This is a genomic window from Pseudomonas sp. F-14 TE3623 (assembly GCF_053629015.1).
On record NZ_JBRJHM010000001.1, the window covers coordinates 5430867 to 5433867 of the forward strand.

The window sequence follows — 3001 nt, forward strand, 5'->3', positions numbered from 1 at the left end:
AGCGGCGGTGCGGCGATCCGACTTGCTCGCGAAAGCGGTATGTCAGGCGACATCAATGTTGACTGTGCTGCCGTCTTCGCGAGCAAGCCCGCTCCCACAGAGGGTTGTGTGTCCACCCACTAAATTGCAATAAAAAGCCCGGCCCGCAAATTGCGGGCCGGGCTCAGGGTTTGTCGCTTGCAATCAGAACTGCGGTTTGTAGGTCACGCTGAACATCAGGTTGCGCGGATCACCAAAATTGTTGTTGCCATTGAGCTGGTTGTAAGCGGACGTTATGTACGTCTTGTCGAACAGGTTGTTGGCGTTGACCGCCAAAGCGATTTCCGGCGTCAGCTGGTAGCCGACGCGGGCGTTCCATACGGTGTAACCCGGTACATCTTTGTTAAGATCGTAAACCAGCGTGTGGCTTTGGGTGGTGAAGCCCAGACCGGTGCTGACACGGTTCCAGTCGCCGGTGAACTGGTAGTTGCCCCACACGCGCAGCATGTGTTTCGGCGTCCAGGTACTGAAGACACTCCCCTCCTTCCCCGGCTCCTCCAAGTACTTGGTGGTGTTGTAAGTGTAGCCCGCGAACAGCTGCAGGTTGTCCATCACTTCACCACTGATTTCGGCGTCGATGCCCTGGCTGCGCACTTTCCCTGCGGCAGAGGAGCAGTTCAGTCCAGTACAGCTGGCGACGGCGACGGCACGGTTCTCGTGGTCATACCGGAAGACGGCCAGAGAGGTATTGACCCGACCGTCCATCAACTCGCCCTTGAGGCCGACTTCGTAGTTGGTGCCGACTATCGGCTTGAGCACCGAACCGCTGGTATCAAGGTTGGTCTGCGGCTGGAACACGTCGGTATAACTGGCATACACGGCCCATTCACGGCTCAGGTCATAGATGATACCGGCGTAGGGCGTGACCACTCCGGTTTCAGTTCCGGTGCTTGGCGCGTTGGTTGTAATACCGTTGGCCGCGGTTTCGGTTTTCGACTTGTAGCTGAAGTCATACCAGCTGACCCGGGAACCCAGCACCAGCGTCAGATCATCGACCGGCTTGACGCGCCAGGTGCCATACAGGCCTTTCTGGCGGATATCGTATTTGCTGAGGGTGCCCCGCCCGCCCGGGCTGTTGATCAGGCCCTCGTAGCTGATGTCCGGTCGGTCGTTGTTCAGGTCGAAGATCGTGTCGGTGCTGCTGTTGTTGAAGGTACGGGCGAATTTATCATCCGTCTCCAACTGAGAGAAGTTGCCGCCCAGCATGACTTCCTGTTGCATCGACAAGGCTTCAAACTTGCCGGACAGGTTCATGTCCAGGCCGACCTTCGTGGACTGGAAATCGGTCACGAAATCGGCATATTGCACACCACTACCATCAGGGTTGAGACCGGTACTGCCATTTTGCGTTCTCTGGTTTTTCGCCTGATTGTCTTCGGTCATGTGCACAGCACCGACCTTGAAGGCCCAGTCGTCGTTGAAACGGTGCTCCAGATCGGCGTAGAGGGTGGTGACGTCGATTTCGGACCGGTTCCAGCGCGCGCCGGTGTAGGTCGAACGCGACACGTCCGGCATCGAACCGTCGGCGTAGCGTGGCAGACCGCGGATGTTGCCGCGCGATTCGCCGTTGGATTGGCTGACCGCGAAGCCCAGGGTGGTGTCTTCGCGCAGGTCGATATCCAGGGCGCCGTACAGCGAGTGAGTCTTGCTCCACGCGTGGTCGATGAACGAGTTGCTCTGGTCTTCGTCGGCGACGATGCGGCCGCGGATATTGCCGGCCTGGTTCAGCGGGCCGCCGGCGTCCAATTGCAGACCGTAGTGATCCCAGGAGCCGGCCTTGCCGGTCAGGGTCACGGTCGGTGCGCTCTGACCACGCTTGCGCACCAGGTTGATGGCACCACCGGGGCTGCCGGTGCCTTGCAGCAGGCCGGAGGCGCCGCGCAGGATTTCCAGGCGGTCATAGAAGATCAGGTCCTGGGTCGCCCAGTTGCCCAGTGAATAGGTGTTACGCGGGATCGGCACACCGTCGTACTGCCAGTCGTCGATCTGGAAACCGCGCGACGATAGAATCAAGCCTTGGCCGACGCCCTGCAGGCCGACCACGCCGGTGGTCTGGTTGACGGCGTCCTTGAGATCGACCAGGTTCTGGTCATCCATCTGCTTACGCGTCATCACGGTGATCGACTGTGGAATTTCCTTGAGGGTGTGGGTACCCTTGCCGATGGTCACGGCGTTACTGGTGTATGAGTTGCTGCCTTCGGTCGTCGCATCCAACTGCTGTGCATTGACGGTGGTCGCGCCCAGCTCAAGGCTTTCAGTGGCGGAACCCCGCACCAGCATCAACGTGTTGCCTTCAAAGCTGTAGCGCACGCCGGTGCCCTTGAGCAGTTCGGCAATGGCCGCTTCGGCGCTCAGTTTGCCGCTGACGCGGTTGCCGCGCAGGTCGGCCATGTCGGCGGCGTTGTAGATCACCTGCCGGTTGGTTTGCTCGCCAAACGCTTGCAACGCCTGGGGCAAGGGCTGCGCGGCAATGTTGACGGCGATCTCTTCGGCGCAGACCTGCGCGCTGAACGGCACCAGACAGGCCATGCCCAGACCGGCCAGCGAATGACGCGAGCGAAGCGTACGGGAAACGATCAAAGCCTTGAACAGAGGTTTCAACTCATGAATTGCTGACATCGTGCTCTCTATTATTCGTTAGAAGTGGATAAGACCGATGGGCCACCAAGTGCCCGACGCTGCCCAAACACGTAAACCGCTCTGTCGGCCACCTCTGGGGCAGCACATCAGTTGGCGGTCGACCCGGCCCCTCCCCGGGCACAGGTCATCTGTCTGGACAACGGCAAAAATCGTGTTCTGCCCTACAACCCGAACCCTGGGGCTACCCTGCCCGACCCGAATTGTCTGCATACCTTAGTAAGACGTAGCGCCACGCAGAAACCGGAATGAGTTTATTTATCATTAACAGCATATTTAAAAAAAAGCCGACGCGTTGGGCGTCGGCCTTTTATTTCCAGGGTGC

1 protein-coding gene is annotated in these 3001 nt (G+C 59.2%); it reads right to left on the reverse strand.

The genetic code is table 11. The annotated features are described in order from the left end of the window. Positions 1-183: 183 nt before the first annotated feature. Positions 184-2658 (reverse strand): TonB-dependent siderophore receptor, encoded by a 2475-nt coding sequence (locus AB7M29_RS25375; RefSeq protein WP_454248258.1) that lies wholly within the window; start codon positions 2656-2658, stop codon positions 184-186. Positions 2659-3001 lie beyond the last annotated feature (343 nt).